Origin of the sequence: Streptomyces luteosporeus (genome assembly GCF_039532865.1) — a bacterium.
Classification (GTDB): Bacteria; Actinomycetota; Actinomycetes; order Streptomycetales; family Streptomycetaceae; genus Streptomyces; species Streptomyces luteosporeus.
This window is the reverse complement of sequence record NZ_BAAASL010000003.1, coordinates 392,545-415,386: the sequence shown is the minus strand read 5'-3', so window position 1 is coordinate 415,386 and position 22,842 is coordinate 392,545. Positions and strand designations below refer to the sequence as shown.

The window sequence follows — 22,842 nt, the reverse complement described above, 5'->3', positions numbered from 1 at the left end:
CATGCATGAGACCGACGTCATCGTCATCGGCGGCGGCACGGGCGGCTACAGCACCGCCCTGCGCGCCGCGGCCCTGGGCCTGGAGGTGGTCCTCGCCGAACGCGACCTGGTGGGCGGCACCTGCCTGCACCGCGGCTGCATACCGAGCAAGGCGATGCTGCACGCCGCCGAGCTCGTCGACGGGATCGCCGAGGCGCGCGAGCGCTGGGGCGTACGGGCCCGGCTCGACGGGATCGACTGGGCCGCCCTGACGGCGACCCGCGACGACATCGTGCGCCGCAACCACCGCGGCGTCGAGGGCCACCTCGCCCACGCCGGCGTCCGCATCGTCCGCGGCTCCGCCGCCCTCACCGGCACCCGTACCGTCCGCGTCACCGCCGCCGGGGCGGCGCAGGAGTACCGCGCCCGGCGCGGGATCGTGCTGGCCACCGGTTCGCGGCCGCGCCCGCTGCCGGGCCTGCGGCCCGACGGGCACCGCGTCGTCACCAGTGACGACGCGCTGTTCGCCCCCGGTCTGCCCGGCTCGGTGCTGGTGCTGGGCGGCGGGGCGATCGGCGTCGAGTACGCCTCGCTGCACCGCTCGACCGGGTCCGCGGTGACCCTGGTGGAGGCGGCCGACCGGCTGCTGCCGCTGGAGGACGCCGACGTGGGCCGTCACCTGGCGCGCGGCCTGAAGAAGCGGGGCATCGAGGTGCACACCGGCGCCCGACTGGAGGACGTGCGCCCGTACGAGGACGGCGTCCGGGCGACCCTGCGCACCGCCCGCGGCACCACCCACGAACTGCGCGCCGACCGGCTGCTCGTGGCCGTCGGGCGCGAGCCGGTCACCGACGGGCTGGACCTGGCGGCCGCCGGACTGGCCACGGACGCCCGCGGGTTCGTCGCCCCGGCCGACTGGGGCCGCCTGGAGACGGCCGTGGCCGGCATCCACGTGGTGGGCGACCTGCTCCCGCCGCCCTCGCCGGGCCTGGCCCACGCCTCCTTCGCCGAAGGACTGCTCGTCGCCGAGACGCTCGCCGGACGGGCTCCCGGCCCGGTGGACTACCCGGCCGTACCGCGCGTGACGTATTCCAGCCCGCAGACCGCCTCGGTCGGCCTGACCGAGCACGGTGCCCGCGAGGCGGGCCACGACGTGGTGTGCTCCACCATGCCGCTGACCGCCGTCGCCAAGGGCATGGTTCACGGGCAGGGCGGCATGGTGAAGGTCGTCGCCGAACGCGGCGGCCGGGTCCTGGGCGTGCACCTGGTGGGCCCGCACGTCTCGGAGATGATCGCCGAGAGCCAGCTGGTCGTCGGCTGGGAAGCGGAACCCGCCGACGTGGCCCGCCACATCCACCCCCACCCCACCCTCTCCGAGGCCGTCGGCGAGGTCATGCTCACCCTGGCCGGGCGCGGGCTGCACCAGCAGGGCACGCAGGGCGCCTGACGGTGCGTCGGAAAACCGGTGGCCGGCCCCGGGGGCCCCTGCCTACCGTGACCGGGCCGCCCACCGGAAGGAACCCCGTGACCGAACTGGTCGTCCGCGCCCTCACCGAGCACGACACCGCCCTGTTCACCACCCTGCCCGACCCCGGCCTCGTCGGCCGGGCCGCCTTCGGCCACCGCTACCTGCCCCGCCACGAGGGCGGCGACTACCGCCCCGAATGGACGTGGGTGGCTCTGCGCGACGGGGCCGTCGTCGCCCGCGCCGCCTGGTGGGCGGGGCCCGACGACACCGCGCCCAAGGCGCTGGACTGGTTCGACTTCGCCGACGGCGAGCACGACGCCGCCGCCCTGCTGCTGCGCAGCGCCCCCTTCCGTACCGAGTACGCCCTGCTCGTCCCGCCCGGCTGGCGGGAGCACCCGGACGTACGGGCCGCCGCGCAGGCCCGCATCGACGCGGCGGTCGCGGCCGGCCTGAAACCACTGGTCGAGCGGTACCGCTACGAGTGGACGCCGTCCTGCGGACTGCCGGAGCAGCCCGGCCGGCTCCTCTTCCGGCCCGAACCGGACGACGCCGTCGTCCGCGACGTACTGCGCCGCACGATGCACGGAACGCTGGACGCCCACGACCGCCGGAACATCGCCGAAGGTGGCATCGAGGCCGCCCTCGACGAGGCCATGGCCCTGCTGCACTGGATGCCCTCGCCCCGCGCCTGGTGGCGCCTGGCGTACACGCCCGCGGGCGAGATCGTCGGCCTGCACATCCCCGCGCACAACCCCGCGAGCCCCTGCATCGGCTACATCGGCGTCGTCCCCGAGCACCGCGGCCGCGGCTACGCCCACGACCTGCTCGCCGCCTGCACCCACGACCTGGCCGGCCACGGCGCCGAGAGGATCGCCGCCGCCACCGACCAGGCCAACCACCCCATGGCCGCCACCTTCGCCCGCGCCGGCTACCCCGTCACGCAGGAGCGCATCGACCTCGTTCCCTGAAGCCGGTCCCGGGCGGCACCATGGAGGGGATCGCCGTCGCAGGGCGCCGGAGGGAGCCGTCGTGCTGTTCGAGGTGTGGGCGCCCGGTGCCGGCGCCGTGGAACTGCTGGCCGGCGGCCGCCGGTACGTCATGGAACGCGATCCCGGCCGCGCCGGCTGGTGGCGCCGCGAGGCGCCGGCCGCCGACGGCACCCGGTACGGCTTCGCGCTCGACGGCGGGCCCGTGCGCCCCGACCCGCGCTCGCGCCGCCAGCCGGACGGGCCCGACGGGCTCAGCGCCGTCGTCGACGTCCGCCGCTTCCCCTGGCGGGAACGGCCGGGCGGGTGGGGCGGCCGCCCGCTGCCGGGGGCCGTCCTCTACGAACTGCACGTGGGCACCTTCACCCGTGCGGGCACCTTCGCCGCGGCCGCCGAGCACCTGCCGCACCTGGCCCGGCTCGGCGTCACCCACGTCGAGCTCATGCCCGTGTGCCCCTTCCCCGGCACCCACGGCTGGGGGTACGACGGCGTGGCGCCCTGGGCCGTGCACGAACCCTACGGCGGGCCGCACGGGCTGGTGCGCTTCGTCGACGCCGCCCACGACCTGGGCCTGGGCGTGGTCCTGGACGTCGTGCACAACCACCTGGGCCCCTCCGGCAACCACCTGCCCGCCTACGGCCCGTACTTCACCGACGCCCACCACACCCCCTGGGGCGCGGCCGTCAACCTGGACGCGCCCGGCTCCGACGAGGTGCGCGCCTACCTCACCGGCAGCGCGCTCGCCTGGCTGCGCGACTACCGCCTCGACGGGCTGCGCCTGGACGCCGTCCACGCCCTGCACGACACGCGCCCGAAGCACTTCCTCGCCGAACTCTCCGGCGCCGTCGACGCGCTGGCCGCCCGCCTGGGCCGGCCGCTGTTCCTCGTCGCCGAGTCCGACCTCAACGACCCCCTCACCACCACCCCCCGCCCGGCCGGCGGCCTGGGCCTGCACGCCCAGTGGAACGACGACTTCCACCACGCCCTGCACACCGCGCTCACCGGCGAGTCCCAGGGCTACTACGCCGACTTCGCCGCCGACCCCGCGCACGCCCTCGCCAAGACCCTGCGCGGCGGCTTCTTCCACGACGGCACCCGCTCGTCCTTCCGCGGCCGCCCGCACGGCCGCCCCCTCGACACCCGCACCACCCCCGCCCACCGGCTGCTCGGCTACGCCCAGACCCACGACCAGATCGGCAACCGCGCCCAGGGGGACCGCCTCGCGGCCCGCCTCACGCCCGGACAACTCGCCTGCGCCGCCGCGCTGGTGCTGTGCGCGCCCTTCACCCCGATGCTGTTCATGGGCGAGGAGTGGGGCGCCCGTACGCCCTGGCAGTTCTTCACCGACCACACCGACCCGCAGCTGGCCGAGGCCGTCCGCACCGGCCGCCGCCGGGAGTTCGCCGCCCACGGCTGGGCGGCCGACGCCATACCCGACCCCCAGGACCCGGCCACGCGCGAGCGCTCCTGCCTGGACTGGGACGAGGCCCGCCGCGCACCGCACGCGGCCCTGCTGGCCTGGTACCGGCGGCTGATCGCCCTGCGCCGCACCGAGCCGGCCCTGACCGACCCGCACTGGCACTACGAGGCGCTGGACGTCACCGGGCGCACCGTCCACTTCGCCCGCGGAGACGTGCACGTGGCGGTGAACCTCTCTGCCGAACCGGCCCGCATCCCGCTGGGCCCCGCGGCGGCCGGGGCCGAGCTCCTCGCCGCCTGGCAGCCCCTCCCCCCACCGGACCCGGACGGCACCCTGCGGCTGCCCCCGTACACGCCGGCCGTGCTGCGCTTGCACGCCTCCGGCGGCGCGGCGGACCCTGGGAGTGTGGTGGGCACCAGTGACGCGAGGGAGTGAGGCGTCATGCGTACGCTGCTTCGGGCCCGGCTGGACACCGCGGCCTCCAACGAGAGCATTCGCGACGGCACGATGCCGGAGGTGATCGAGGAGCTCCTCGGGCAGCTCAAGCCCGAGGCGGCCTACTTCACGGCGATGGACGGCGGCCGGACGTGCCTGCTGGTCTTCGACCTGCAGGACCCTTCGCAGATCCCCTCCGTCGTCGAACGGTTCTTCCTCAACGCCGACGCGGAGGTCGAGCTGTACCCCGTCATGAACGCCGACGACCTGCGCAAGGGCCTGGCCGCCCTGGGATAGGCGGCCAGGACCGGCGTCAGCCCGCTTCCGGTTCCAGGCGCAGGGAGATCGAGTTGATGCAGTAGCGCTGGTCCGTGGGCGTGGGGTAGCCCTCGCCCTCGAAGACGTGCCCGAGGTGGGAGCCGCAGCGGGCGCAGCGGACCTCGGTGCGCACCATGCCGTACGAGCGGTCCTCCAGCAGCTCGACGGCGTCCGTGTCCTTCGGGTCGAAGAAGCTGGGCCAGCCGCAGTGGCTCGCGAACTTCTCCGTGGAGCGGAACAGCTCCGCCCCGCACGCCCGGCAGCTGTAGACGCCGGGCGTGGTGGTGTCGGTGTACTCCCCGCGGAAGGCGGGCTCGGTGCCGGCCTCGCGGAGCACCCGGTACTCCTCGGGGCTCAGCTCGGCCCGCCACTGCTCGTCCGTCTTGTCGACCTCGTACGGCATCTCGTCCGTCCTCCCGGCTCAGCTCTCCAGGCGGGCCAGGATCCGCGGACCGAGGTCCGTCACGTCGCCCGCCCCCATGGTCAGAACCAGATCGCCGGGGCGGGCCATTCCCGCGATGACGTCGGGGACGGCGGCCATGTCGTGCTCGGGGCGGACGTCGGCGCCCGCCTCCTTCGCCGCATCGATGATCATGTCGCTGGTGACGCCGGGGACCGGGTCCTCGCGGGCCGGGTAGATGTCGAGCACCACCGAGGAGTCGGCCAGGGCGAGCGACTGCCCCATCTCGGTGCCCAGCTCCTGGGTGCGGCTGAACAGGTGCGGCTGGAAGACGACCAGGACGCGGGCGTCGGCGGCCGCCCCGCGGATGGCCTCCAGGTCGGCGGTCATCTCGGTGGGGTGGTGGGCGTAGGAGTCGATGACCTGCACCCCGCCGGCCTCGCCCTTGAGCTGCAGGCGGCGGCCGACGCCCGTGAACTTGCCGAGCGCGGCGGCGAGGTCGTCCGCCGGGACGCCGAGGGCGGCGCCCGCGGCGAGCGCGGCCACGGCGTTGTGCGCGTAGTGGCGGCCGGGGACGCTGACGCCGAAGGTCAGCTCCCTGCCCTTGAGGTCGACGGTGACCTCGCTGGTCAGGCCGCGGGGGGTGACGTCCAGGACGCGCACGTCGGCGTCCTCGGCCTCGCCGTAGGTGACCACGTGCAGGTCGGGCCGGCCGGCGACGCGGGCGGTCAGCTCGCGGGCACCGGCGTGGTCGGCGCTGACGACGAGCGTGCCGCCGGGGCGGACGCGGCCGACGAAGGTCTCGAAGGAGTCGTAGATCTCCTCCATCGACGCGTAGTTCGCGTGGTGGTCGAGCTCCACGTTGAGGACGATCGCGACCTCGGGCGCGTACTTGTGGAAGCTGCGGTCGCTCTCGTCCGCCTCGGCGACGAAGATCTCGCCGTCACCGTGCCGGGCGTTGGTGCCCGGGCCGTCGAGGTCGCCGCCGATCGCGTACGAGGGGTCCAGGCCGAGTGCGGCCAGGGAGACGGCCAGCATCGAGGTGGTGGTCGTCTTGCCGTGCGTGCCGGCCACCGCGATCGGGCGCAGGCCGTCCATCAGGCGGGCCAGGGCGTCGGAGCGGTGCACGACCGGGATGCCGCGCTCGGCGGCGGCCGCGAGCTCGGGGTTGTCGGCGCGGATGGCGCTGGAGACGACGACGCAGGTGGCGTCGGCCGCCAGGTGCCCGGCCGCGTGCCCGATGTGCACGGTGGCGCCCAGGGCGCGCAGGGCCGCGGCGGTCGCCGACTCCTTGGCGTCGCTGCCGGCGACGGCCGCGCCGCGCTGGGCGAGGATCTTCGCGATGCCCGACATGCCGGCACCGCCGATGCCGATGAAGTGCGGTCGTTCCATCGTCGCCGGGACGGCCGGTGCCATGTGCGGTGCTCCCTGGGTCGTGTGCGGTGTGGCTACGAGGATTCTTGCACCCTCGCGGGCCGGGCCCCTCACACCGCCCTGATCAGCCCCGCGGCCAGGCCCGCCGCGACGGCCGCCGTACGGCTGTCGACGCCCAGTTTGTCGTAGATGTGCACCAGGTGGGTCTTGACCGTGGCCTCGCTGATGAAGAGCCGCTTGGAGATCTGCCGGTTGGGCAGGCCCTCGGCCACCAGCCCCAGGATCTCGGTCTCGCGCGGCGAGAGCGCGGGCCGCCCCCCGGAGCGCACCCGGCCCAGCAGGCGCGCGGCGACGGGCGCGGCGAGGACGGTCTCGCCGCGCGCCGCGGCGTGGACCGCGGCCGCGACCTCCTCGGGCGGGGCGTCCTTGAGGAGGTAGCCGGTGGCGCCGGCCTCGACGGCGGCCAGGATGTCGGCGTCGGTGCTGTAGGTGGTCAGGATCAGCACGGCCGGCGGGGACGGCAGGGCGGTGATGCGCCGGGTGGCCTCCACGCCGTGCATGCCGTCGCCCATCTGCAGGTCCATGAGGACGACGTGCGGGTGCGCGCCCTCGGCGAGCAGCCGCAGCGCCTCGGCGCCGTCGCCGGCCTCGCCCACGGCCTCCACGTCCGGCAGCTCGTCGACCATGGCGCGCAGCCCGCGCCGCACCACGGGGTGGTCGTCGACCAGGAGGACCCCGATGGTGGTGCCGCTCATGCGGCCCCCTTGCGGTGCGGCGCGCCACCGAGGAGGGCGGGCGCCGGCCGGTCCGCGGCGGTGCGCTCCCCGGAGGGGGCCGGCACGCTCGCCGCGATGGCCGTGCCCTCGCCCGGGGCGGACTCGACGGTCAGGGTGCCGCCCAGCTCCGCGATGCGCTCGCGCATGCCGTGCAGGCCGAAGGTGCGCCGGCCCCCGGCCGGGACGCCGCCGGGGGCGAAGCCGGCGCCGTCGTCGTACACGTCCAAGGTGACCTCCCCGTCGAGGTACGCGAGCGTCACCGCCGCGTGCTCGGCCCGGGCGTGCCGGGCGACGTTGGCGAGCGCCTCCTGCGTCAGGCGCAGCAGGGCGACCTCGGTCTCCACCGGCAGCGGGTACGGCTCGCCGTCGAGGCGGAAGACGGCACCGGGCACCGTACGGGCGGTCACCCGCCGCAGGGCCTCGGGCAGCGGGGCGTCCTCCAGGGCCGCCGGGGTGAGGGCCGCGACGAAGCGCCGGGCCTCGTCGAGGTTGTCGGCGGCGGTGCGGCCGATCTCCCGCACCCGCTCCAGCGCCCCCTGCGGCCCGGCCGCCTCGGCGGCGCGGGCGAGCAGCACGATGCTGGACAGGCCCTGGGCCAGGGTGTCGTGGATCTCCCGGGCCAGGCGCTGCCGTTCGGCGAGCCGGCCCGCCTCGCGCTGGGCCGCCGCCAGCTCGTCGCGGGTGCGCACGAGGTCGTCGATGAGCCGCTGCCGCCGGCGGCTCTCCCGGTACAGCACGGCGTAGCCGTACCCGGTGAGGATGGCCACCGCCGCCCCCGCGACCGGCCCGACGACCTTGGCGGCCGTCAGCCCGCCGGGACCTGCCGCCTGGGCGGCCACGACGGCCCCGGTGGCGGCCGCGATCGCCGGGTGCGCCCAGCGCACCGGCATGGCGTGCAGGTACAGGAAGAACAGCGGGAAGGCCAGGTAGCTGAAGCCGCGGTCCATGGCCAGCAGGACCAGCCACAGGGCGGTGACGACGGCGAGCCACGGACCCGGGCGGCGCGCGCCGCGCCGCAGCACGCCCACGGCGTACGCGGCCGCCAGCGCCAGGGCGGGCAGGAGGGTGACCGGGGGCTCGGAGCCGGTGACGACGGGCGCGAGGGCGACGGCCAGCAGGGCGTAGAAGGCGCCGTGCAGGGCGAGACGGACAAGCCGCAGCGCGGGCATGTCCGCGACGACGTCGGAAGGGCTCGTTCGGCTCACCCCATCGAGCGTACGGGGCCGTGAACGGGGCTCTCGCGGCGTCCCCATCAACCGTTCGATGGATTTCCGGGTGCACCGGACGTACGGCAGCGCAACCGCTCCTTGCCCCGATGGCAGGCGCGCGCACCGGCGCGAAAGTGGAGGCATCGTCCTCCGAAAGGTTGTGTCTCCTCGTGTTCGTCGCGCTGCGTGACATCCGTTTCGCCCGGGGGCGCTTCGCCCTCATGGGCGCGGTCGTCGCCCTCATCACCACGCTGGTGGTCTTCCTGTACGGGCTGACCGACGGCCTGGCCCGGGAGGCGACGTCCGCGATCGCCCGCCTGCCGGCGGACCGGATCGTCTTCGGCGCCCCGGCGGGGGCCGCACCCGAGGTGTCGTTCGCCAACAGCACGGTCGGCGAGCAGCAGGCCGAGGCCTGGCGCCGGGCGCCGGGCGTGCGCTGGGCGGAGCCGGTGGGCGTGGCGATGACCCGGCTGACGGCCGGCGGCTCGGCGGCCTCCGTGAGCGTCCTCGGCGTGCCCGCGCGGCTGCTGCCGCCCGTGGCCGCGGGCCACGGGCCGCAGGAGGGGCAGGTGGCGGTCGGTGAGCGCACCGCCCGCGACCACGGCCTGCGCCCGGGCGACCGGATCACGCTCGGCACGCGCGAGCTGACCGTCTCCGGGATCACGGCCGACCGCTCGTACGGGCACGCGCCCACCGTCTGGACGACCCCCGCCACCTGGCAGGGGGTCGGCCACCTGCGGCAGCCCACCGCCCTCGCGGTCGGCGGCCCCGGCACGCCCGGGGGCGCGGCGGCCCGGACGACGAAGGCCGTGGCCCGCGCCGAGGCGCTGGACGGCATCGACGGCTATGCGGCCGAGCACGGGACGCTGCGCATGGTCCAGGGCTTCCTCTTCGTGGTCGGCGCGCTGGTGGTGGGGGCCTTCTTCACGGTCTGGACGGTGCAGCGCCGGCCCGACGTGGCGGTCCTCAAGGCCGTCGGCGCGAGCAGCGGCTACCTGGTGCGCGACGCGCTCGGGCAGGCGGCAGTCGTGCTGGCCGCGGGCGCGCTGACCGGGGCGGGCGCCGGAGCGCTGGGCGGGGCGCTGGCCGCGGCGGCCGTGCCCTTCGAACTGAAGGCGGCCACGGTCGCCGTACCGGTGGGGGCGATGGTGCTGCTGGGCCTCGCGGGGTCCGCGCTCGCCGTACGCCGCATCACCTCCGTCGACCCGCTGATCGCCCTGGGAGCCTCCCGATGACCGTTCCGCCCGCCCTCGTCCTCGAAGACGTCGGCCTGACCTACCCCGACGGCGACGGCGGCCGCCGGCTCACCGCCCTCGACGGCATCCGTCTGACCGTCGCCCCCGGCGAGCTGGTCGCGGTCGCAGGGCCCTCCGGCTCCGGCAAGTCCAGCCTGCTGGCCGTGGCGGCCACGCTGCTGCGCCCCGACACCGGACGGGTCGTCGTGGCCGGCCACGACACGGCCGGGCTGCGCCCACGGGCTCTGGCGGCCCTGCGGCGCGACCGCGTCGGCATCGTCTTCCAGCAGGCCAACCTGCTGCCCTCCCTGACCGCCGAGGAACAACTGCTGGCGGTCGCCCACCTGCGCGGCGCACCGCGCGACCGGATCCGGGCGCGGGAGCTGCTGGAATCCGTGGGCCTGAGCGCCGCCACCTGGCGCCGCCGGCCCCATCAGCTGTCGGGCGGCGAGCGCCAGCGGGTGAACATCGCACGGGCCCTGTACGGGCAGCCGTCGGTGCTGCTCGTCGACGAACCGACCTCCGCCCTCGACCGGGCCCGCGGCGAGGCGGTCACGGACCTGCTGGCAACGGTGACGCGCCGGCACGGGACGGGGACGGTGCTGGTGACGCACGATACGGGCCTGCTGGGGCGGGCGGACAGGGTGCTGCACATGTCGGACGGCCGGCTGGCGTAGGCCGGTGGAGCCCGGGGCGGGGCCCCGGGCTCAGCCCGCCGCAGGCGCCTCCGGCTCCGGCTCCGCCTCCCCGTCCGCATGCGCGTACAGCTTCAGCACCGGCACCCCCACCTTGTGCCGCGCCCGCGACGCCCAGTCCCGGTGGAAGAACTCCTCCACCAGGTGCGGAGCCGTCAGCACGATGACCTCGTCGGCGTGCGTCTGCTCCACCACGGAGCGCAGCAGGTCCAGCGGGTGCCCGTCGATGATCTGGCCCACCGCCTCGCAGCCGGCGTCCCGCAGGCGGCGCAGGGAGTGTTCCAGGGCGAGGGCCGCGGGGCGCAGGGCGGCCTCGCCCTCCGGTTCGTCGGCCTCGTGCAGGGCGCGCTCCAGCTCGCCGAGGGCGACGTCGTCGATGGCGCGCAGCAGCCGGTCCTCGTCGCCTCTGGGGCGCATGAGGACGACGAAGGACATGTCGTCGTCGTGGAGGGTCGTGACGAATTCGACATCTGCCGCCGACAGCGGCTGCTCGATCATCAGTACGCTCGTGAACACGGTGGGAGCCCTTCTTCTCCATGGGCCACCGGGCCCCTACAGAACCCATCCTGCGCGTACTCCCCGGGAGCACGCCTGTTTTGATGCTGTGCCCTCAGGGGAGTGTCTGACTCAATTCTGCCCGCCGGAAGAGAAGCGGAACGGGAAATTCCGTCCATTGTCAGATCATTGCCGAGCCGTGACACTCCCCGTGATCGGGGATCCTGCGGTAGCGGGTGAACAGGAAGCCGGCGTCCTCCAGCATCGATTCCAGCGAGAAGCGCGCCGGCACCGCCAGCGGCGGTCCCGCCATGATCCGCGGTGCCGTGCCGGTGGCCACCATCGGTGCCAGGGACAGGCACATCTCGTCCAGTACCCCGGCCGAGGCGAACTGTCCCAGCAGCCGGGGGCCGCCCTCGGTGAGCAGCCGGGTCAGGCCCCGCTCGGCCAGCAGCGCCGGTACGCGCGCGGCGTCCACCTCGCGCCCCTCGCCCGCCACGACCACCTCGGTACCCGTCGCGCGCGCGGCGGCCACGCGCTCCGCCGGGGCGGCCGCGCCCGTGAGCACGACGGTGGGCACCAGCGGGGAGGTGAACAGCGGCAGCGTGAAGTCCAGGGCGAGCCCCGCGCTCACCACGGCGATCACCGGCGCGGGCCCCTGCCCGAGCGCGGCCCGCCGCGCGGCGAACGCCTCCCGGGCCCGAGCGGGCCGGTAGCCCTCCTGGCGTACGGTCTCGGCGCCGACCACGACCGCGTCCGCGAGCCCCCGCAGGGTGCCGAAGATCCGCATGTCCGCCGCGGAGGACAGCGGCTGCGAGCGGCCCTCGTGGTGGGCGGCCCCGTCCAGGGACGAGACCATGTTGGCCCGCAGCCACGGACCCGAGCCGCTGTGCTCGGGATAGGCGTACAGGCCGGCCAGCTCGTCCAGCCCCCACTCGCGGTCCTCGAGGTCGGCGGGGCTGACGGGGTACGGGAACAGGCGTCGCATAGGCGGCAGTGTGACACGGCTCGCCCCGTGCGGAACCGCCCCTCCCCCCTGCCGCGGGCTAGGCTGGACGGCTGTGTCGACCTCCACCGCACCGTCCACCGGCTCGACCGGCTCCACCGGCTCGACCGGCCCTTCCGGCTCCATAGGCACCGACGCCGTGGCCGGCCGGCCCGTCGCGCTGACCTCGCGCGCCCCGCACGTCCCCGCCGACCGCCTGGTCGCCGAGATGGTGCCGCCGCCGCGCTTCGACGCCGTGCGCTTCGACACGTACATCCCCGACCCCGCCCAGCCCAGCCAGACCGAGGCCGTAGCCACGCTGAGCGGCTTCGCCGCGGGCCTGGGCGCCGCCGCCGGCGGCAGCGGCCGCAAGCGCTGGTTCCGCCGCGAGACGAAGGCCGCCGCGCCCGCCGGGCCGCGCGGCGTCTACCTCGACGGCGGCTACGGCGTGGGCAAGACCCACCTGCTGGCCTCCCTGTGGCACGCCACCCCCGCCCCCCGCGAGCAGAAGGCGTTCGGCACGTTCGTCGAGCTCACCAATCTCGTCGGCGCGCTCGGCTTCCAGCAGACCGTGCAGACCCTGGGCGGACACAAGCTGCTGTGCATCGACGAGTTCGAGCTGGACGACCCGGGCGACACCGTCCTGGTCTCCACGCTGCTGGGCAAGCTCGTCGACGCCGGCGTCGCGCTCGCCGCCACCTCCAACACCCTGCCGGGCAAGCTCGGCGAGGGCCGCTTCGCCGCCGCCGACTTCCTGCGCGAGATCCAGGGCCTGTCCGCCCACTTCCGCCCCCTGCGCATCGACGGCGAGGACTACCGCCACCGCGGCCTGCCCCAGGCCCCCGCCCCCTACGACGACGCCACCGTCGAGCGGGTCGCCCACGCCACCCCCGGCGCCTCCCTCGACGCCTTCCCCGACCTGCTCGAGCACCTTTCCAAGGTGCACCCCAGCCGGTACGGCGCCATGTGCGACGGAATCCGTGCCGTGTGCCTGACCGGCGTCGAGCCGGTGCCCGACCAGTCCACCGCGCTGCGCCTGGTCGTCCTCGCCGACCGGCTCTACGACCGCGAGGTCCCGGTGCTGGCCTCGGGCCGCCCCTTCGACGAGCTGTTCGGCAAGGACATGCTGGAGGGCGGCTACCGCAAGAAGTACTTCCGGGCCATCTCCCGGCTGACCGCACTGGCCCGTGACGCGAAGGGGCTGGCCGAGGGGTAGCGTTCCCCCGTGCCGCTGCCACCCTCCCGTACCCCCTTCCGCACCGCGCTCGCCGTGGTCGCGCTCGGCTGCGCGCTGACGGCCTGCGGCGGCGGTACGCAGCCGGGCAGGCCGGCGGCGGCCCCTTCCGCCCAGGGCGGCGTCTCCTCGCCCGCGGCGCCCTCACCGTCACCGTCCGCCGTCCCCACGCTGCCGCCCGGGCCGGACGGAGCCACCCCCGTCTTCTCGCACGGACGGCGGGACGGGGCGAAGCGCGTGGCGCTGACCTTCGACGCCGACATGACGGCCGATCAGGGGCCGCGGGCGGCACGCGGCGAGCGCTTCGACAACCCCGGACTGATCGCGACGCTGCGGCAGTTGAAGGTGCCCGCCACCGTCTTCATGACCGGCCGCTGGGCGGAGCAGTACCCCGACCAGGCCCGGGCGATCGGCGCCGACCCGCTCTTCGAGGTCGCCAACCACTCCTACAGCCACCACGCCTTCACCCAGCCCTGCTACGGCCTGCCGGCCGTCCCGCACGGCACGGCCGTCACCGACGTCCAGCGCGCGTTCGACGCCTTCCGGCGGGCGGGGGTCGAGCACGTGGTGCCGTACTTCCGCTTCCCCGGCGGCTGCCACGACGCGGCCATGCTCAAGGAACTGGCACCGGCGAAGGTGACGGCCGTCCAGTGGGACGTGGTGAGCGGGGACGCGTTCGCCAAGCACGCGGGCCCGGTGGCCGACCAGGTGCTCTCCCAGGTGAAACCGGGATCGGTGGTCGTCATGCACTGCACGCGCAGCGCGGCCCCGACGACGGAGGAGGCGGTGCGCCGCGTCGTACCGGAGCTCCGGGCGCGCGGCTACGAACTGGTACGGGTCTCGGACCTTCTGGCCCGGCCCTGACCGGTCCGGAACCGGCCCACCGGGCCGCAACCACCCCGCGGCAGCGCACCGGCAGGACGTCTCACCCCCGGCGCCGCCCGCTCGCCGTGCACGCGACGCCCGTCGCGACCGCGGCGACGAGCACCGCACAGGCCAGGGCCGGCACCGGCATCCGTACCACCCCGTCGTGGGAGCCGGTGACCAGTCCCGTCACCGCCGCCCTCGCCGGGGAGGCGCCCGCGAACAGCACCGCGAAGACGGCCAGCATCGTCGCCGGCACCGCCCTGCCCGTGCTGCGCAGCAGCGGGCGGTTGCACAGGGCTCCTGCGGCCGCGCCGAGCAGGGCGCAGGTCAGGGCCGTGAGCAGGCCCGCGGCCGCCGCCGGCCAGGTGGGCACCGCCACCCGGTGGTCGGCGCTGTGCGGGTCGCCGATCAGGGCGACGGCCGCCGTGCCGGCGGCGCCGAGCAGCACCGTCGCGCCCAGTCCGGTGAGGACCGCCGCGAGGTGCGCGCGCCGGGGGCCGAGCGCGGCCGCGGCGCAGTCGCGTGCCGCATCGGGTTCGCCGGTGACGCACACGCGCACCAGCCATGCGCCCACCGGCACCAGGGCCGTGGCCGCCCAGCCGTAGGCGTCGAGGACCGGCTCCCCGGTGCGGACGCCGACGGCGACGAAGGCGGCGTACAGCAGGAGCGGTGGCAGCCACCGGTGCGAGCGCAGGAGCAGGGCGGCCTGATAGCCGATCAGTGCGGTCACGACGGGTCTTCCTCCTCGACCGGCGTCACGCTGCGGATGTGCCACGCCGGCCGGGCCGTCAGGAGGGCGTGCAGCAGCGCGTCGGAATGTGCGGCGGCGACGGTGAGCCGGTGGCCGTCGGCGTGCGGTGCACCCGGCAGGCCGTCCGGCAGCGCCGCGCCCGGTGGCCCCTGGACCTCCACCCGTACCCGCGGACGTCCCCGCGCTCGCTCGTCGAGAAGGACGGCCGAGGGCCGCACCCGGCCGCCCGCCACGTCGTACGCGGCGTCGGGGCGGCCCGCGAGCCGGTGCGGGTCGTGGTCGACGAAGACGACGGCGGTGCCTTCGGCGACGCGTTCGGTGACCGTGCGGTCCAGGACCGCACGGGAGGCGGGGTCGAGGCCGGTCCAGGCCTCGTCGAGGGCGAGCAGGCCGCCGGGCGGGGCGAGCAGTGCCTGGGCCACGGCGACCTTCTGGCTGCTGCCCTTGGACAGTTCGCCGAGCGGGGTGTTCGCGTACGGCCCGGCGCCCAGGCGTTCCAGCCAGGTGCGGCCGGCCCGCTCGGCCGCACCGCGGCGCAGGCCGTGGACGCGTCCCATGGCGGTGAGGTAGCCGGCGGCCGTGAACGGCAGGGCCGCAGGGAAGCGTTCGGGTACGTACGCGGTGGTGCGCGGGCGGCCGGTGATGCGGCCGGTGCTGGGTGTGTCGATGCCGGCGATCAGGCGGAGCAGGGTGGACTTGCCGCTGCCGTTGGCGCCGTGAATCCGTATCAGTGTTCCCGCCGGCACGTCGAGGGCGACGTCCCGGACGATCCAGGGGCCGCCGGTCCGGTGACGGCGCCCCACCCCCTCCAGTCTCATGGCCCACACCGTAGTCCGTCCGAGCCGGCTGGCAGACTGGAGCGGTGACCGGCACCGATGTCCCCGAGGATCCCCGCGACAACGCCCCGCAGTACGTCCTGCCGCTGGTGGTGCGGATCGAGAAGACCGCTCCCCCGCCCCGCACCGACGCGCTGCAGACCGCGGCGCGGGCCGTGCTGGTGCTGCTGGCGGACGAACGGGCGACCGAGCCCGACGGCCCGTGGGCGCAGGCCGTGCGGGACTGGCAGGACGCCCGCATCCGCAAGGTGGTGCGGCGGGCGCGCGGGGCGGAGTGGCGCAAGGCGTCGGCACTGCCGGGCATCACGGTGCACGGCGAGGCAGCCGAGGTGCGGGTCTTCCCGCCGGTGCCCTTGGACGGTTGGCCCAAGGAGCTGGTCAAGCTGCAGGTCTCGGGCACGGAGCTGGCGGACGCGGACCCGGTGGCCGCGCCGGACGCGCACCGCCCGGTGCTGTGGCTGAACCCGGCGCTGGAGATGTCGGCGGGCAAGGCGATGGCCCAGGCGGGGCACGGCGCGCAGCTGGCGTGGTGGGCGCTGGACGACGCGGCGCGTGCCGCGTGGCGTGCGGACGGCTTCGCGCTGTCGGTACGCACGGCGGACCCGGCCCGGTGGGCGGAGCTGATGACGAGCGGGCTGCCGGTGGTGCACGACGCGGGTTTCACGGAGATCGCGCCCGGGCCGACCGTCGCGGTCGAAGGAGGCGAGCGCTTCTGCCCGCTCCCGCGCCTGCGACGCCCGTAGCCGGGAGCCGGGAGCTCGCAGCGTCCTCGGCGGCAGCACTCAGGGTGAGGTCTTCGGCTGCGGCTCGGTGCCTTGGGCGCGCAGGTGCTCGTTGATGCGCCGGGCCTCGTCGAGTTGGTCTTCGAGGATGACGATGCGGCAGGCGGCCTCGATCGGGGTGCCCTGGTCGACGAGTTCGCGGGCTCGGGCCGCGATGCGCAGCTGGTAGCGGGAGTAGCGGCGGTGGCCGCCTTCGGAGCGCAGGGGGGTGATCAGACGGTGGTCACCGAGGGCGCGGAGGAAGGCGGGGGTGGTGCCGAGCATGTCGGCGGCCCGGCCCATGGTGTAGGCGGGATAGTCGTCATCGTCGAGGTTGTCGGCGGGGCGGGTACTGCGAGGGGGCATAGGCCTCTTCTTCCGAGGACGCGTCCGGGGGCCCGGGCGCCGTACGGCACCCGGGCCCCGAGCTTTCAACACCATCTACCGGCCTGCTGTGCCGGCCTTCTTTGTCCGCAGGGTCCGCCTGGGAGGGCGGGACTGCGGGGATCGCGTATGCGTAACCAGGGACCACCTTCCAATCCGGGCCTGCGGCACCCGGGCGGACACCTTCCTCGCCCGGGCGGTCCTGATGGCCTGCTCTTGTGGGTCGCGTTTCCGTTTGGCCTGCTCGCACGGCAGTTCGTCCTCTGCCGTGCCCACTTCGACTTCCTGGGTACAACGAAACCGTAGCCCCGCGACAGGCGACTGTCTACTGTCGCCACGACAGATTTGAGCCGACCTGCAGGGGTACCCGCAGGTACCCCTGCAGGTGCCCGCACCGGCGCGGGCTGCGGGCGGAAGGCCCGCAGGAAAGGCCGCACGCACGGGGGGTCCATATCTGTTCCCGCGACATGAGAAATAGGGGTGGGCTCCGGCGAGTATTCCTCAATCGCCGAACGGAGCGGAATTATTTACCGTGCAGGGCCGATCGCATCGTGCTACTGTCGATCGCGGTTGCAGGTGTGGTTGCCAGAAGGTTTTTCCGACGGGGTGATCATCACGGCGACACGGAATTCGCACAGGGTGAATTCCCGACACCGTCTCCCAAGGAGAAATGACATGGCCACCGGCACCGTGAAGTGGTTCAACGCGGAAAAGGGCTTCGGCTTCATCGAGCAGGACGGCGGCGGCGCCGACGTCTTCGCCCACTACTCGAACATCTCCGCCCAGGGCTTCCGCGAGCTCCTGGAAGGCCAGAAGGTCTCGTTCGACATCGCGCAGGGCCAGAAGGGCCCGACGGCCGAGAACATCGTTCTCGCCTGACATCGGCGCTGACGCATACTTCGCAGCTGGGGCCCGCACCTGTGGGGTGCGGGCCCCGGCTCGCTGCTTTTCGGGGCTCGGCCCACTTCGTATCCGGCTCGTCTCTCGAAATTCTCTGCGCCGCTCATCTGCCGCGGAACACGGGAATTCCTTGCTGCCCTCCTCGCCCCGGGCTCGCCCGTTCGGCCCGTCGTACATCTTCGCTGTGAGGCATCATGCGCTGTGTCATCGCCCGGTACCCGTTCGATCTGACCAAGAGCGGGGTGGTGGCCTCGATGAAGGGCGTCACGCCCGAGATCGTCACGGGTGAGTCCGTGACCATCGGCCGCCGCCGCTACCCGGTCAAGCAGGTGGGCCAGGTCATCACCCGGCAGGACCGCCGCGACTTCACCAGCGGCGAAGTCGTCCGGGCCATGACCCGTCTCGGCTTCACCTGCCACGAGCATCCCGAGGCTCTCCCGGCGGATGTCCCCACTCCGCTCGAAACCGCGTCGAGCCTGCTCGGTGGCATCGTCCCCCCGGAGGCGTGAGCAGGCGGAAGGCCGCCATCCGGGACCCGGCAAGGGCCCTGCCGACGCGCGTCGGCAGGGCCCTTGCCGCCGTTCCGCCTCCTTGCCGCCCGCAGCCGGGGCGAGAAGGCCGGCGCCGCGTGGGGGCCGGCCGATGGTGTTGAATTTCCTCCGGGGCCCTGGTGCCGCACGGCGCCGGGGCCCCTCGACGCGTTGCACAACGCACAACGAGGTGACATGACAGCAGACACACCGCTCAGCGATCGCCTGGACGACGACGACTACCCCGCGTACACCATGGGCCGGGCCGCCGCCGTGCTCGGCACGACCCCCGCCTTCCTCCGTGCCATCGGTGAGGCTCGTCTGATCACCCCGCTGCGCTCGGACGGCGGGCACCGCCGCTACTCCCGCTACCAGCTGCGGGTCGCCGCCCGCGCCCGCGAGCTCGTCGACAGGGGCACCCCGATCGAGGCTGCTTGCCGCATCGTCATCCTCGAGGACCAGCTCGAGGAGGCCCAGCGCATCAACGCCGAGTACCGCCGTGCCGCCCAGGAGGCGTCCGGCGATCGCGGTCCCGGTCCGGGCTGACCACCCTTCCCTGCGGGGTTGTCGCACCGGCCTGTGATACTGGCGGCCTGAACACCTGTACCGTCGCCAGGGAGTGCGAAGTTGTGAAGAGGTCTGTCTACGTTCCGACGGCTCTGGGCTCCCTGTGCGTCGTGACGGCCCTGGTGGTCGGCCTGATGCGCGGTGACGGCGACGGGGACGGTGCGCGTGCGGCGGGGGCGTCGGCCTCCGCGCAGCCGGGGGCGAACAGCGAGGCCAACGGGGGCAAGAAGCCGGAGGAGGTCTGGGACGGCAAGGTCCACGTCCTCGGTGACGGGTCGACGTCCTACACCGGCCCGCAGCCGAACGTGACCAAGCCGGAGAAGCTCAAGCCGGGCGAGAAACCGCCGCAGTTCGTGGTGTTCTCGTGGGACGGCGCACTGGAGGGCGACGACCACCTGTTCTCGCACTTCCGCCAGGTCGCCAAGGCGAACAACGCGCAGATGACGTTCTTCCTGACCGGCATGTACCTGCTGCCGAAGTCGAAGGCGACGCTGTACAAGCCGCCGCAGCACAAGCCCGGCGAGGCGGCGATATCGTACGCGACCGACGAGCACATCAAGGACACCCTGGGGGAGCTGCGCACGGCCTGGCTGGCCGGCAACGAGATAGGCACCCACTTCAACGGGCACTTCTGCGGCGCCAAGGGCGGCGGGGACTGGAGCCCGCAGGAGTGGAAGAGCGAGATCGAGCAGTCGTACGCGTTCGTGGAGAACTGGAAGACGAACACCGGCTACAAGGACCTGCCCCCGCTGCCCTTCGACTACAAGAAGGAGCTGGTGGGCGGCCGCGCGCCGTGTCTGGAGGGGCAGAAGAACCTGCTGACGGCGGCCAAGGAGTTCGGCTGGCGGTACGACGCGAGCTCGCCCGGCGACTTCCAGCTGTGGCCGTCGAAGGTCGATGGCATGTGGAACTTCCCGCTGCAGCTGCTGCCCTACCCCAAGAGCGACAAGCAGGTCCTGTCCATGGACTTCAACTTCCTCTTCAACCAGTCCGGTGACAACACCAAGGGCGATCCGGCGAAGTACGAGGAGTGGCGGAAGCTGACGCGGGACGGCTACCTCAACGGTTTCGAGCGCGTCTACAACGGCAGCCGGGCGCCCCTGTTCATCGGCAACCACTTCGAGGACTGGAACGACGGCATCTACATGAAGGCCGTGGAGGACGTCATGAAGTCGGTGTGCAGGCGGGACGGGGTGCGCTGCGTGTCCTTCCGGCAGGTCGCCGACTGGATGGACGCCCAGGACCCGAAGGTGCTGGCGAAGCTGCGCACCCTGGACCCGGCGCAGGCGCCGGACTGGAAGACGTTCCTGAAGTAGACCTGAAGTAGACCTGAAGTGGACCGCCCCGGCGAGCCCTACGGCTTGCCCATGCAGGCCGTCCAGATCTGCAGCGGGTACGGGCTGCCCTGTGCGGCCTTGACCCCGCCCAGCCCGTCCAGCGGCAGCAGCTCCTGGCTCTTGGGGTCGATGCGGGAGAGGGAGACGGCGGTGGAGACCGTGCCGCGGTAGCCGGCGAACCAGGCCGACTTGTTGTCCGGTCCGGTGCCGGCCTTGCCGGCCGCTCCGGGGCCGGCGGCCTTGGCGGCGACGGCGCTGCCGCGCTGGACGGACTCGTGCAGGGCGTCGTCCACGGCGCCGGCCGCGCTCGCGGGCAGGGCCCGCTGTGCGGCGGGCTTCTCCACGGGCACCGGGTCGCCGTTGCGGCTGAGCGCGGAGACGGAGTACGGCTCGGTGTGCATCCCCTTGCCGGCGAACGTGGCGTAGGCGCTGGCCATGCGGATGGCGCTGGGCCGGGTGGTGCCCAGGGAGAAGGCGGGCACCTGGGGGCCGAGGCTCTCGGGGAGCAGTCCGGCCTGGACGGCGGTGCGGCTGACGCGGTCGAGTCCCACGTCCATGCCGAGCTGCATGATCGGGGAGTTCACCGACTGGGCGACCGCCTCCTTCAGGGAGATCTTCCCCCACGACTTGCCGTCGTCGTTGCGCGCCTTGACGATCTTGCCGGAGCGGTCCCAGTAGGGGCCCTCGGGCGTGCGCACGGCGATCTTGTCGTTGCCGTCGTAGATGCTGGCGGGGGTCACGGGGGTGCGGGTGGCGCCGCGTTCGCGCTGGATGCCGTTGGTGAGGGCAGAGGCGTAGACGAAGGGCGCGAAGGCGGTGCCGGCCGGGACGACGGTGGAGTTGGCGTCGTTGAAGCCCTGCTTGAGGTAGTCCGGTCCGCCCTGGAGGGCGACGATGCGCCCGTCGGTGGTGACGGAGGCGGCGCCGATGCGCACGTCGCGGTCGGTCTCGCGGTTGGCGGGGTCGAGCTTCTCGCGCACCGCGGCCACCGCCTTGTCCAGCGCCTCGACCTTGGGCTTCTCGAAGGTGGTGCGGATCTGGTAGCCGCCGAGGTCGAATTCCGCGTCGGAGACGTCGCTGTGGGCGCTGACGTAGGCGCGGGCGGTGTCGACGAGGTAGCCGACCTGGCCGGTGAGCCCCTCCGGCCTGGGCGGCGCCTTGGGCTCGGGGAAGGTGGTGTAGGTGGCACGCTCGGCGGGCGAGAGCCTGCCGATGGCGACCATGCGGTCGAGGATCCACTTCCAGCGCTCGACGGCGCGCGCGTGGTTCTTCGGGCCCATGGCCGGGTCGTAGAGGGCGGCTCCCTTGAGGAGGGAGGCGAGGAAGGCGCCCTCGCTGGGGTTGAGCTGGGAGACGTCCTTGCCGTAGTAGGCGTGGGCGGCGCGCTGGATGCCGTAGCTGCCGCGCCCGTACCAGCTGGTGTTGAGGTAGCCCTGCAGGATGTCGTTCTTGCTCAGCTTGTCGTCGAGCTTGATCGCGATGATCATCTCGGTGAGCTTGCGGGTGAGGGTCTGCCGCTGGTTGAGGTAGGCGTTCTTGACGTACTGCTGGGTGATGGTGGAGCCGCCCTGGGTGTCGCCGCCGGTGAGCATGCGGGTGGCGGCACGGGTCATGCCGCTGACGGAGACGCCGTCGTCGGAGTAGAACGTCTCGTTCTCCGCGGCGAGCGCGGCCCAGCGGACCTTCTCCGGGATCTTCTCCAGGGCGGTGTCCTGGCGGTCGACGGGGCCGGTGCGGGCCATCTCGGTGCCGTCGGCCCAGTAGTAGACGTTGTCCTGCTGGGTGGCGAAGGCGTTGAGGTCCTCGGGTATGTCGGTGGTGGCGTAGAGGATGCCGAAAAGGGATATCGCGGTGCCGGCGAAGGCGCCGAGGAGCCCCAGGCTCTGACGCCACGACGGCACCCAGCGGCGGAAGCCCTTCTTCCCCGGGCGGGGGTAGGCGGGCCTGAGGCGCTTCCAGAAGCCCAGCGCGGCGAACCGTTTCAGCCACTGCAGTGCGGGCGGGTCCGTACGGGGCCGGGCGCGCCGGCCGCGCGAGCCGGTGGAGTGGTTGCGGCCGTGCGCCCTGCCCTGTTCTGCCACCACCGGTTGAACCTGCCCTCGCCCGAACATCCATCGCTGGATCTCTTACTCGATTTCGGGCCGAGTCTGCCACAAGCGGAATATGCGGGCCCCACCCCTCAGGCGGCGAACCACACCCGGCGGTTGCGCGCCACGGTGTGGATCCGGTCCACCCGGTCCGGGCGCAGCACCCCGCCCAGGCCGCCGAGGCCGGCCGCCACCTCGTCCTCGCGCAGCACCCGTACGTCCCGCAGCGCCGGCGCCACCCGCGTCTCGGCCGCCCCGGACAGCACCAGCACGGCCCGCACCGGCACCGGATAGCCGCAGCAGCGCGAGAGCACCGGGGCGCAGCGCTGCGCGCCGCGCCGGGCCCGCCGTACGCACGGGCGCGGCTGTCGCTCGCGCCCCACCCGTACCTCGTCCTCACCCACCTCGACGCGCGCCGCCGGCACCGGCTCGGTCTGGACGCAGAAGACGCCGCCGGGGCCGATCAGCAGGTGCGGGATGACGGCGTCCCCGGGCAGCACGATGGAGTGCACCACCTCCCAGCCGCCCGGTGTGAGCCCCTCCAGCTGTGCCCCGACCCGCATTTCGGCGGCCAGCGACCTTCGCCAGGAGTCCTCCACCGGCCGCCGGCCCAGCAGCCGGGCCAGGGCCAGGGACAGCCGGCCCCGGCGCGAGGCGTCCAGCCGGGCGCGCAGGGTCTCGCCCGGCCGGTTCGGGGCGAGGTCGTCGTCGGGTGGCAGGAAGAGCCTGTCCGGGTCGTAGGCCCTCCCGTTGGCGCTGCGCTTCGCTTCCGGCCGCTCTCGCACGCCCATCACCCCCACCCGCCATACTGCCG

Annotated in this window: 24 protein-coding genes; 13 read left to right on the top strand and 11 right to left on the bottom strand. The window is 74.1% G+C overall.

Annotation, left to right across the window (positions count from 1 at the left end):
* Position 1 precedes the first annotated feature (1 nt).
* From lpdA to ABD361_RS05770, 4 genes are all read left to right on the top strand, one after another.
* Positions 2-1,426, top strand: coding sequence for a dihydrolipoyl dehydrogenase (gene lpdA, locus ABD361_RS05785; protein ID WP_344433630.1), 1,425 nt, complete (start codon positions 2-4; stop codon positions 1,424-1,426).
* A gap of 77 nt (positions 1,427-1,503) precedes the next feature.
* Positions 1,504-2,415 (top strand): GNAT family N-acetyltransferase, encoded by a 912-nt coding sequence (locus ABD361_RS05780; protein ID WP_344433629.1) that lies wholly within the window; start codon positions 1,504-1,506, stop codon positions 2,413-2,415.
* A 61-nt stretch (positions 2,416-2,476) separates the two neighbouring features.
* A complete protein-coding gene (treZ, locus tag ABD361_RS05775) occupies positions 2,477-4,288 on the top strand; it encodes a malto-oligosyltrehalose trehalohydrolase (protein WP_344433628.1) in 1,812 nt (603 codons plus the stop codon).
* 6 nt (positions 4,289-4,294) lie between these two features.
* Positions 4,295-4,585, top strand: a complete 291-nt coding sequence (locus ABD361_RS05770) for a hypothetical protein (protein WP_344433627.1) — start codon at positions 4,295-4,297, stop codon at positions 4,583-4,585.
* A 16-nt stretch (positions 4,586-4,601) separates the two neighbouring features.
* Here ABD361_RS05770 and msrB read toward each other — a convergent pair whose 3' ends face one another.
* The 4 genes from msrB to ABD361_RS05750 form a co-directional block, all read right to left on the bottom strand.
* Positions 4,602-5,009: a peptide-methionine (R)-S-oxide reductase MsrB gene (gene msrB / locus ABD361_RS05765; RefSeq protein WP_344433626.1), complete on the bottom strand. Its 408-nt coding sequence runs from the start codon at positions 5,007-5,009 to the stop codon at positions 4,602-4,604.
* A gap of 18 nt (positions 5,010-5,027) precedes the next feature.
* The gene (murC, locus tag ABD361_RS05760; protein WP_344433625.1) at positions 5,028-6,422 is read right to left on the bottom strand and encodes a UDP-N-acetylmuramate--L-alanine ligase; all 1,395 of its coding nucleotides are present in this window, start codon (positions 6,420-6,422) and stop codon (positions 5,028-5,030) included.
* A 68-nt stretch (positions 6,423-6,490) separates the two neighbouring features.
* On the bottom strand, positions 6,491-7,135 hold the full coding sequence (locus tag ABD361_RS05755) for a response regulator (protein WP_344433624.1): 645 nt from the start codon (positions 7,133-7,135) through the stop codon (positions 6,491-6,493).
* Positions 7,132-8,361, bottom strand: coding sequence for a sensor histidine kinase (locus ABD361_RS05750; RefSeq protein ID WP_344433623.1), 1,230 nt, complete (start codon positions 8,359-8,361; stop codon positions 7,132-7,134). The genes ABD361_RS05755 and ABD361_RS05750 overlap by 4 nt, the downstream gene beginning before the upstream one ends.
* Positions 8,362-8,534: 173 nt before the next feature.
* Here ABD361_RS05750 and ABD361_RS05745 point away from each other — a divergent pair, with 173 nt between their 5' ends.
* On the top strand, positions 8,535-9,599 hold the full coding sequence (locus ABD361_RS05745; protein ID WP_344433622.1) for an ABC transporter permease: 1,065 nt from the start codon (positions 8,535-8,537) through the stop codon (positions 9,597-9,599).
* Positions 9,596-10,276 (top strand): ABC transporter ATP-binding protein, encoded by a 681-nt coding sequence (locus ABD361_RS05740; protein ID WP_344433621.1) that lies wholly within the window; start codon positions 9,596-9,598, stop codon positions 10,274-10,276. The genes ABD361_RS05745 and ABD361_RS05740 overlap by 4 nt, the downstream gene beginning before the upstream one ends.
* Before the next feature lie 30 nt (positions 10,277-10,306).
* Here the strand turns inward: ABD361_RS05740 and ABD361_RS05735 are convergent, their stop codons facing one another.
* Positions 10,307-10,810: an indole-3-glycerol phosphate synthase gene (locus ABD361_RS05735; RefSeq protein ID WP_344433620.1), complete on the bottom strand. Its 504-nt coding sequence runs from the start codon at positions 10,808-10,810 to the stop codon at positions 10,307-10,309.
* A gap of 160 nt (positions 10,811-10,970) precedes the next feature.
* Positions 10,971-11,777 carry a pyrimidine reductase family protein gene (locus ABD361_RS05730; protein WP_344433619.1) on the bottom strand — a complete coding sequence of 269 codons (807 nt, stop codon included), beginning with the start codon at positions 11,775-11,777 and terminating at the stop codon, positions 10,971-10,973.
* A 142-nt stretch (positions 11,778-11,919) separates the two neighbouring features.
* On the opposite strand from ABD361_RS05730, the gene zapE reads away from it, so the two are divergent.
* Positions 11,920-12,990, top strand: coding sequence for a cell division protein ZapE (zapE, locus tag ABD361_RS05725; RefSeq protein WP_344433678.1), 1,071 nt, complete (start codon positions 11,920-11,922; stop codon positions 12,988-12,990).
* A 9-nt stretch (positions 12,991-12,999) separates the two neighbouring features.
* Positions 13,000-13,872, top strand: coding sequence for a polysaccharide deacetylase family protein (locus tag ABD361_RS05720; RefSeq protein WP_425583150.1), 873 nt, complete (start codon positions 13,000-13,002; stop codon positions 13,870-13,872).
* Positions 13,873-13,933: 61 nt separating this feature from the next.
* Here ABD361_RS05720 and ABD361_RS05715 read toward each other — a convergent pair whose 3' ends face one another.
* Complete coding sequence (locus ABD361_RS05715) at positions 13,934-14,605, bottom strand: ABC transporter (RefSeq protein WP_344433618.1); 672 nt, start codon at positions 14,603-14,605, stop codon at positions 13,934-13,936.
* On the bottom strand, positions 14,602-15,444 hold the full coding sequence (locus tag ABD361_RS05710; protein ID WP_344433617.1) for an ATP-binding cassette domain-containing protein: 843 nt from the start codon (positions 15,442-15,444) through the stop codon (positions 14,602-14,604). The genes ABD361_RS05715 and ABD361_RS05710 overlap by 4 nt, the downstream gene beginning before the upstream one ends.
* Positions 15,445-15,488: 44 nt before the next feature.
* On the opposite strand from ABD361_RS05710, the gene ABD361_RS05705 reads away from it, so the two are divergent.
* Positions 15,489-16,205 (top strand): peptidyl-tRNA hydrolase, encoded by a 717-nt coding sequence (locus ABD361_RS05705; RefSeq protein WP_344433616.1) that lies wholly within the window; start codon positions 15,489-15,491, stop codon positions 16,203-16,205.
* Between the two features lie 39 nt (positions 16,206-16,244).
* Here the strand turns inward: ABD361_RS05705 and ABD361_RS05700 are convergent, their stop codons facing one another.
* Positions 16,245-16,589 (bottom strand): MerR family transcriptional regulator, encoded by a 345-nt coding sequence (locus tag ABD361_RS05700; RefSeq protein WP_344433615.1) that lies wholly within the window; start codon positions 16,587-16,589, stop codon positions 16,245-16,247.
* Between the two features lie 693 nt (positions 16,590-17,282).
* Between ABD361_RS05700 and ABD361_RS05695 the strand changes: the two genes are divergently transcribed.
* The 4 genes from ABD361_RS05695 to ABD361_RS05680 all read left to right on the top strand — a co-directional run bounded on the left by ABD361_RS05695 (position 17,283) and on the right by ABD361_RS05680 (position 19,920).
* A complete protein-coding gene (locus ABD361_RS05695) occupies positions 17,283-17,486 on the top strand; it encodes a cold-shock protein (protein WP_073934532.1) in 204 nt (67 codons plus the stop codon).
* A gap of 215 nt (positions 17,487-17,701) precedes the next feature.
* Positions 17,702-18,016 carry an SCO5918 family protein gene (locus tag ABD361_RS05690; RefSeq protein WP_344433612.1) on the top strand — a complete coding sequence of 105 codons (315 nt, stop codon included), beginning with the start codon at positions 17,702-17,704 and terminating at the stop codon, positions 18,014-18,016.
* A gap of 216 nt (positions 18,017-18,232) precedes the next feature.
* The gene (locus tag ABD361_RS05685; protein ID WP_344433611.1) at positions 18,233-18,583 is read left to right on the top strand and encodes a MerR family transcriptional regulator; all 351 of its coding nucleotides are present in this window, start codon (positions 18,233-18,235) and stop codon (positions 18,581-18,583) included.
* A gap of 155 nt (positions 18,584-18,738) precedes the next feature.
* Positions 18,739-19,920, top strand: a complete 1,182-nt coding sequence (locus ABD361_RS05680) for a polysaccharide deacetylase family protein (RefSeq protein WP_425583155.1) — start codon at positions 18,739-18,741, stop codon at positions 19,918-19,920.
* A gap of 38 nt (positions 19,921-19,958) precedes the next feature.
* Here ABD361_RS05680 and ABD361_RS05675 read toward each other — a convergent pair whose 3' ends face one another.
* Entirely contained in the window at positions 19,959-22,025 is a 2,067-nt protein-coding gene (locus ABD361_RS05675; RefSeq protein ID WP_344433608.1) for a transglycosylase domain-containing protein, read from the bottom strand.
* A 95-nt stretch (positions 22,026-22,120) separates the two neighbouring features.
* Complete coding sequence (locus ABD361_RS05670; protein WP_344433606.1) at positions 22,121-22,813, bottom strand: nuclease-related domain-containing protein; 693 nt, start codon at positions 22,811-22,813, stop codon at positions 22,121-22,123.
* Positions 22,814-22,842: the final 29 nt, after the last annotated feature.